The sequence below is a fragment of the Mesorhizobium sp. genome, from assembly GCF_004962925.1.
Taxonomy (GTDB): Bacteria; Pseudomonadota; Alphaproteobacteria; order Rhizobiales; family Rhizobiaceae; genus Mesorhizobium.
On the sequence record NZ_SUEO01000262.1, the window covers coordinates 1 to 7,858 of the forward strand.

The following is a 7,858-nucleotide window of genomic DNA, read 5'->3' on the forward strand; positions in this document are numbered from 1 at the left end:
GCCGAGGCCCGTGAGGCCGGACGGCTGGAGCTCAAAATGAGGCTCGCCGGCATCGAGGCCGAGCGCGCCGCAGTGCGCGCCATGTTCCGCAGCCGCGAGATCAACGACCATACGATGCAGGCGCTGTTTGCCGAAATCACGCTCACCGAGGCCTTGCTGAAGGGTCGGCAGGCGATGAAATAGCCGGCTCTTCGCCTCGCTGCCGCATTCCGGCCAGCAAATTTCGCGCCTCAAACGTGGCGGGGCGGAAGCAACTGTGTTAATGGCGCGGCAGACCCCCCGGACGACAAGGATCTCAAGCATGGCAACAGCAGCGGCAGTGTCGAATAAATTCGAATCCTTCTTCGAAACCACGCTTGCCGATGCCGATCCGGAGATTTTCGGCGCGATCCGCAACGAACTTGGCCGCCAGCGCCACGAGATCGAACTGATCGCATCGGAAAACATCGTCTCCCGCGCCGTGCTGGAAGCGCAAGGGTCGATCATGACCAATAAATACGCCGAGGGCTATCCGGGCAAGCGCTACTATGGCGGCTGCCAGTTCGTCGACGTGGCCGAGGAACTGGCCATCGAGCGCGCCAAAAAGCTGTTCGGCTGCAACTTCGCCAACGTCCAGCCGAATTCCGGCAGCCAGATGAACCAGGCGGTGTTCCTGGCGCTGCTGCAGCCCGGCGACACCTTCATGGGTCTCGACCTCAATTCGGGTGGGCACCTGACACACGGTTCGCCGGTCAACATGAGCGGCAAATGGTTCAAGGTCGTTTCCTACGGCGTGCGCAGGGACGATCACCTGCTCGACATGGATGCGATCGAGAAGACCGCGCAGGAGACCAAGCCGAAGCTGATCCTGGCCGGCGGCACCGCCTATTCGCGCGTCTGGGACTGGAAGCGCTTTCGCGAGATCGCCGACTCGATCGGCGCCTATCTGATGGTCGACATGGCCCATATTGCCGGCCTGGTCGCCGGCGGCGTGCATCCGTCGCCGCTGCCATACGCCCATGTGGTGACCACAACCACGCACAAGTCGCTGCGTGGCCCACGCGGCGGCATGATCCTGTGCAATGATGAGGACATCGCCAAGAAGATGAATTCGGCCGTGTTTCCGGGCCTGCAGGGTGGCCCGCTGATGCATGTCATCGCCGCCAAGGCGGTGGCCTTCGGTGAAGCGTTGAAGCCAAGCTTCAAACTCTATGCCGAGAGCGTTGTCGCCAATGCCAAGGCGCTCGCCTCCAGCCTGCAGGAAACCGGTCTCGACATCGTCTCCGGCGGCACCGACAACCATCTGATGCTGGTCGATCTGCGTCCCAAGAACGCCACCGGCAAGCGCGCCGAGGCAGCGCTTGGCCGCGCCAACATCACCTGCAACAAGAACGGCATCCCTTTCGATCCCGAAAAGCCGTTCGTCACCTCGGGGGTGCGCCTCGGCACGCCGGCCGGCACCACGCGTGGTTTCGGCCAGGCCGAGTTCCGCGAGATCGGCAAGCTGATCGCCGAGGTGCTGGACGGGCTCAAGGCTGCGAATTCCGACGAAGGCAATGCAGCCGTCGAGGCCGTGGTGAAGGCGAAGGTGGCCGCGTTGACGGATCGTTTTCCGCTCTATCCATATCTCGGCTGAGCTCACGCAAGGTGTCATCCCTTATCGGCCGTACGAGAAGCACTGTTTCAGCGGGGACAGAGTCCGGACAGGAGCCTTGACGATGATGCAGATTTTCCGTGCCGCTGGCTTTGGCGCACTTGGCGTGTTGGCCACATTGACCACCTTGCCGCTGTCCGCCGCTTTGGCACAGTCTGCGCCCACCCCGGCCGCACCGAAGACGGAAACCTTCGGCAAGTGGTCCACCACCGTGGACGAGATCGATACCGGTGAGGATCTACGCAAAACCTGCGTCGCCTCGACCGCCTTTCTCGACGCGAGCGGTACCAGCGGCACTCTCACGCTCGCCATCTCAAACGGTGATGCACTGCCGCCCGATGGCTATCCGACCCTTGTCGTCGCCATGAAAAACAAGGATTTGCCGACTGGCGAGAACATCCCGGCGGTGTTCGGCGACAGCAACGGCAAGGTCAAGGCGACCGTCAATGCCCTTGCCGGCGGGAAATGGATGTTGAACAACAAGACTGAGACCAGCTTGGCGCTGCTGCGTGCCATGCGCCGCGCCGGCGCACTCGATATCGTCTTCGCCGACAAGCCGGTCGCTGCCGTATCGATGGACGGCTTCACCAAGGCCTATCGCAGCCTCGGCGTGTCATGCGGGTTCCCGACCGGTGACGTCGCGCCGTAGTCGACCGATGCCGTCTGGTGCTGGTAATTTCCCTTGCGCCTCGCTATCTCTGAGGCGCGAGAGGCCGTCCCCGGTGCTTTGCGATCGCGGCAAAAACCTCTAAGCCTTTCGCTCCACGAGAATCGCGAACACAAGGCTCTCCATGCGCTGTCCCTACTGCCAGTCCGAAGATACGCAGGTGAAGGATTCGCGCCCCGCCGAAGATGGCGCGGCGATCCGCAGGCGGCGCGTCTGCCCCGATTGCGGCGGTCGCTTCACCACCTTCGAGCGCGTGCAGTTGCGCGACCTCGTGGTGGTGAAGAAGTCCGGACGCAAGGTGCCGTTCGACCGCGACAAGCTGCTGCGCTCGGTCGAGATCGCCGTGCGCAAGCGCAATGTCGATCCCGAGCGCATCGACCGCGCGGTGACCGGCATCGTGCGCCAGCTCGAAAGCTCGGGCGAGACCGAGGTCGCCTCGGGCGAGGTCGGCCGCCTGGTGATGGAGGCGCTGAAGTCGCTCGACGACGTCGCCTATGTGCGCTTCGCCTCGGTCTATCGCAATTTCCGCGAGGCCAAGGATTTCCACGACGTGCTGGGTGAACTGAAGGGCGACGAGCTCAAGGAAGAGGACGCCGGCTGAGCATGGCAAAGCCCAGCCAAGCCGAACAAGAGGTTCTTGATCGCCGCTTCATGGCGGCGGCACTCAGGCTGTCGCGGAAAAACGCCGGGCGGACCTCGACCAACCCTTCGGTCGGCACGCTGATCGTGCGCGACGACGGCACCGGGCCGATGATCGTCGGCACCGGTGTCACCGCTGTCGGCGGCCGGCCGCATGCCGAGACCGAGGCGCTGGCAGAGGCCGGCGAGCTGGCACGCGGCGCTACCGCCTATGTCACACTGGAGCCCTGCGCCCACCATGGCCGCACGCCGCCTTGCGCCAATGCACTGGTCAATGCCGGAGTCACGCGGGTGGTTGGGGCTGCGAGCGACCCCGATCCACGCGTGTCCGGCAATGGCTATGGGATCCTGCGTGCCGCCGGTGTCGAAGTGGTCGAAAAGGTGCTGGTGGCAGAAGCCGCCGAGCAAATGGCCGGCTATCTCACTCGATCTCTCAAAAAGCGTCCGGAAGTGATTCTGAAACTTGCGCTTTCCAGCGACGGCAAGATCGGCATGGAAGGCGAGGGGCAGGTCTCGATCACCGGCGACATCGCCCGGCGCGAAGTCTATCTGATGCGGGCCGAAGCCGACGGCATATTGATCGGCATCGGCACGGCGCTGGAGGACGATCCGGCGCTGACGGTGCGGTTGCCGGGGCTGGAAAACCGTTCGCCGGCGCGCATCGTGCTCGACCGCCAGATCAGGCTGCCGGAGACGTCGAAACTGGTCGCCGGCGTCGACCGGGTTCCGCTTTATGTCGCCGCCTGTGCCGAAGCCGATCCGCACCGGCGGTCAGCACTCGAACGCGCCGGCGTGCGCTTCATCGGCACCGAGACGTATGAAGGCGATATTGCGCTGCCGGAACTGCTCGAGGACCTGGCCGCGCTCGGCATGGCGAGCGTGCTGGTCGAGGGCGGCGCCAAGGTGGTCAAAGCCTTCCTCGCCGAAGGGCTGGTTGACCGGATCGTGCTGTTCCAGGGGCCGGAGCCGATCGGCAAGGGCGGCATTGCATCGCCCATCGACCCCAGCCATATCCCGGCAGGATTTCGCAAATTGCGCGACATGCGTTTCGGCGAAGACAGCTACGACGAGTGGATAAGGGATCTCTGATGTTTACCGGGATTGTCACCGATGTCGGCACCGTCGCTGCCGTCAAACCGCTGAGGGAAGGGGTCGGCTTGCGTATAGACACGGCCTATGACCCTGAGACGATCGCCATTGGTGCCTCGATTTCTTGCGGCGGCGTCTGCCTGACGGTGACGGGGCTGCCGGAAAGCGGCGCCAACGCGCGCTGGTTCGAGGTCGAGGCCTGGGAAGAGGCGCTCAGGCTGACGACAGCGATGGCATGGAAATCCGGCACGAGGATCAATCTGGAGCGGGCGCTGAAGATCGGCGACGAGCTTGGCGGCCACATTGTATCGGGCCATGTCGACGGCATGGCCGAGATCGTGGCGCGCAAGGAGGAAGGCGACGCCGTGCGCTTCACGCTGGAAGCACCGCGCGATCTGGCCAAGTTCATCGCGCCCAAGGGCTCGGTCGCGCTCGACGGCACCTCGCTCACCGTCAACAAGGTCGAAGGCACGCGCTTCGACGTGCTGCTGATCCATCACTCGCTGACCGTGACCACTTGGGGGGAGCGTGACGTCGGCGATCGCGTCAATCTCGAGATCGACACCATGGCCCGCTACGCGGCACGCTTGGTGGAGGCGGCGAAAGAGGGGCTTTGAGCCGCCCTTGGAAATTAGACGCAGTTCGACCGTCTGACAAAGCTTGCGAACGCGGCCGCTTCGGCCTAAGTCACCGGCGATCCCGGAGATATCTATGGCTGGCACATCCCAACACGGCAAAGCGTTCATTCGCCCGAAGAAGAAGGCCCACCTTCTTGTCATCGAGGCGCGCTTCCACGACGATCTTGCCGACGCGCTGCTCGAAGGCGCGACAAGCGTGCTCGAGGAAGCGGGCGCGACATACGATGTCGTCACCGTTCCGGGCTCGCTCGAAATTCCCGCAGTAATTTCCTTCGCGCTCGATGGCGCCGCCGAAGGCGGGCCAAGCTATGATGGTTTTGTCGCCCTCGGCACCGTCGTGCGCGGTGACACCTATCATTTCGACATCGTCGCCAATGAATCGAGCCGTGCCCTGATGGACCTGTCCGTGCAGGAGGCGGTCTGCATCGGCAACGGCATCCTGACCACCGAAAACGACGAGCAGGCCTGGACGCGGGCCAAACGCTCGGAAGGCGACAAGGGTGGCTTTGCCGCTCGTGCGGCGCTGACTATGATTGCCCTCAAGCAACAGTTGGGAGAGCGATCGTGAGCGAACCCGCATCACCCGGTCAGCCCGCGGCACGCCACGCCAACAAGCGCGGTGCTGCCCGTCTGGCCGCCGTGCAGGCGCTCTACCAGATGGATGTGGCCGGCAGCGGCGTCTTCGAGATCACCGCCGAATACGAGGCGTTCAGGCTCGGCAAGGAAGTCGACGGCGCGCTCTATCGCGAGGCGGACGCGCAATGGTTTCGCGCCATCCTCGCCGGCGTCGTCGAGAACCAGAAGACCATCGATCCGATCATCCGTCAGGTGCTGACCGAGGACTGGCCGTTGTCCAGGCTCGATTCGACGCTGCGCGCCATATTGCGCGCCGGCGTCTACGAACTGATGAAGCGCGAGGACGTGCCGGTGGCTGTCATCGTTTCGGAATATGTCGACATCGCCAAGGCATTTTACGAAGAAGACGAGCCGAAGCTGGTCAACGCGGTGCTCGATCGCGTGTCGCGCCGGGTGCGCGGCGAGGGGCGCGGCAAGGACGCTTCATGACGGCCATTGTCGTCGTCGCCGAGGCTGGTAGGGAAGCGCGCCGCACGGCGCTAATCCTTGCAGCTTCGCAGGCGATCATCGGTTCGGCCGCACCCATCGCCATTTCCATGGGTGGGTTGGCCGGGCATTATCTGCTCGGCTCCGACAAGTCGCTGGCGACGGCGCCGATCACCGGCTTCAACGTCGGTGTGGCGCTCGGCGCATTGCCGGCCGCCGCGATCATCCGCCGGCTCGGTCAGCGCGACGGCTTCATGACCGGCACGATTATCACTGCGCTGGGTGGACTGATTGCCACGCTGGCGCTGTTCCAGGCCAGCTTTTGGCTGTTCGCCTTCGGCCTGATGGTGATCGGCATTGGCGGCGCTTTCGTCCAGCAATTCCGCTTCGCCGCCGCCGACAATGCGCCGTCTGAATTCAAGGCGCGCGCCATCTCCTTCGTGCTGGCCGGCGGCATCGTCACCGCCATCCTCGGGCCGCAGATCGTCATCTTCACCCGCGAACTGTTTGCGCCGGTGATGTTTGCCGGCTCGTTTGCGTCCATCCTGGTTCTGGCGGCGGTCGGCGCTGCCATCCTGTCGTTCCTGCGCATCCCGGCCAAGGCAGCCGGCAAAGTGGAAGTCGACGACCGCGACGCGCGGCCGCTCTCCGAGATCGTCACCAGGCCGCGTTTCGTGGCGGCGCTGTTTTGTGCCGTTGGCAGCTACGCGCTGATGAGCTTCGTCATGACCGGCGCACCGCTGGCCATGGTCGGCTGCGGCCATTCGACGGACGATGCAACGCTCGGCATCTCTTGGCACGTCATGGCGATGTTCGCGCCGAGTTTCTTCACTGGCGCGCTGATCTATCGCTTCGGCGCCGAACGGATCGTCGCAACCGGCCTTGTGTTGCTGATCGGCTGCGCCATAGTGGCACTGTCGGGCTTGGCATTGTGGCAGTTCTGGACGGCGCTGATCCTGCTCGGGCTTGGCTGGAATTTCGCCTTCATCGGCGCCACGGCCATGGTCGCCGACAGCTACCGGTCATCCGAAAAGGGCAAGGTCCAGGGCTTTCACGACTTCGTCCTGTTCGGCTCCGTCGCTTTCGCATCGCTGATGTCGGGTGCCGTCTACAACGCCTGGGGCTGGGAGATGCTGAACTGGATCATCTTCCCGGTGACGGTGCTGTGCTTCGTGGCACTGGGCGTATTGAAGATGACGAGCGCGCGGCCGACCAGCGCATGACCCCGAACCGAAGGTTCGGAAAGATCATGCGCAAAATCAAAAGTGCTACAGCGTCCTTTGCGCGTCCAAACGGACGCGCGGCGCTGTAGTGACATGACGCTGTCGGGATCAGGCAGCAGCGGATTCACCCGCATCCGAACAAAATTATTGCGCCCATCCCCCCTCTTATGAAACCGTGTACCCCGACGGGGCATTGAAGCCATGCTCATATGCGGCAGCCGTAATCCGGTTCTCAGCAAGGGATTTGTGAAATGTTTTCAGTCAAGGTTCTGGCCAGCGCGGCTCTGGCGCTCGGCATCACCGCAGCCTCGGCGAGCGCTCAGGTGGTCGTGTCGTCGAAGATCGATACCGAGGGCGGCGTACTCGGCAACATCATCCAACTGGTGCTGAACGCCAACAACATCCAGACCACCGACCGCATCCAGCTCGGCGGCACCCCTGTGGTACGCAAGGCGATCACCGCCGGTGAGATCGACATCTATCCGGAATACACCGGCAATGCCGCCTTCTTCTTCGAAAAGGCCGACGATCCCGTGTGGAAGGATGCCGCCAAGGGCTATGAAACGGCCAAGAAGCTCGACTACGACGCCAACAAGATCGTCTGGCTGTCGCCGTCGCCGGCCAACAACACCTGGGCGATTGCGCTGCGCAAGGATGTCGCCGAGACCAACAAGCTGGCGACGCTGTCCGACTTCGGCAAATATGTCTCTGGCGGCGGCCAGGTGGTGCTGGCGGCCTCGGCCGAGTTCGTCAATTCGGCTGCCGCGCTGCCGGCGTTCCAGACCACCTATGGCTTCACCCTGAAGCCGGAACAGCTGATCACGCTGTCCGGCGGCGATACGGCGGCGACCATCGCCGCAGCGGCGAACCAGACCAACGGCGCCAACGCCGCCATGGTCTACGGCAC

9 protein-coding genes and 1 pseudogene are annotated in these 7,858 nt (G+C 63.8%); all 10 read left to right on the forward strand.

The genetic code is table 11. From position 1 onward, the window contains the following. Positions 1-183, forward strand: a pseudogene (locus E5W87_RS31665) (Na+/H+ antiporter); the annotation flags it as partial. Between the two features lie 118 nt (positions 184-301). After that, positions 302-1,615, forward strand: coding sequence for a serine hydroxymethyltransferase (gene glyA / locus E5W87_RS31670; RefSeq protein ID WP_292406747.1), 1,314 nt, complete (start codon positions 302-304; stop codon positions 1,613-1,615). An 85-nt stretch (positions 1,616-1,700) separates the two neighbouring features. Continuing rightward, positions 1,701-2,282: a hypothetical protein gene (locus E5W87_RS31675; RefSeq protein WP_292406770.1), complete on the forward strand. Its 582-nt coding sequence runs from the start codon at positions 1,701-1,703 to the stop codon at positions 2,280-2,282. A gap of 142 nt (positions 2,283-2,424) precedes the next feature. Next, positions 2,425-2,901: a transcriptional regulator NrdR gene (gene nrdR, locus E5W87_RS31680; protein WP_023798407.1), complete on the forward strand. Its 477-nt coding sequence runs from the start codon at positions 2,425-2,427 to the stop codon at positions 2,899-2,901. A gap of 2 nt (positions 2,902-2,903) precedes the next feature. After that, positions 2,904-4,028: a bifunctional diaminohydroxyphosphoribosylaminopyrimidine deaminase/5-amino-6-(5-phosphoribosylamino)uracil reductase RibD gene (gene ribD / locus E5W87_RS31685; protein WP_292406752.1), complete on the forward strand. Its 1,125-nt coding sequence runs from the start codon at positions 2,904-2,906 to the stop codon at positions 4,026-4,028. Beyond that, positions 4,028-4,645, forward strand: a complete 618-nt coding sequence (locus E5W87_RS31690; RefSeq protein ID WP_292406755.1) for a riboflavin synthase — start codon at positions 4,028-4,030, stop codon at positions 4,643-4,645. The genes ribD and E5W87_RS31690 overlap by 1 nt, the downstream gene beginning before the upstream one ends. Before the next feature lie 94 nt (positions 4,646-4,739). Then, positions 4,740-5,234, forward strand: coding sequence for a 6,7-dimethyl-8-ribityllumazine synthase (gene ribH / locus E5W87_RS31695; protein WP_292406758.1), 495 nt, complete (start codon positions 4,740-4,742; stop codon positions 5,232-5,234). Next, complete coding sequence (gene nusB, locus E5W87_RS31700) at positions 5,231-5,731, forward strand: transcription antitermination factor NusB (protein ID WP_292406761.1); 501 nt, start codon at positions 5,231-5,233, stop codon at positions 5,729-5,731. The genes ribH and nusB overlap by 4 nt, the downstream gene beginning before the upstream one ends. Continuing rightward, a complete protein-coding gene (locus E5W87_RS31705; RefSeq protein ID WP_292406764.1) occupies positions 5,728-6,951 on the forward strand; it encodes an MFS transporter in 1,224 nt (407 codons plus the stop codon). The genes nusB and E5W87_RS31705 overlap by 4 nt, the downstream gene beginning before the upstream one ends. A 251-nt stretch (positions 6,952-7,202) precedes the next feature. Continuing rightward, positions 7,203-7,858: glycine betaine ABC transporter substrate-binding protein (locus E5W87_RS31710; protein WP_292406767.1), on the forward strand; the 656-nt coding region annotated here is incomplete at its 3' end.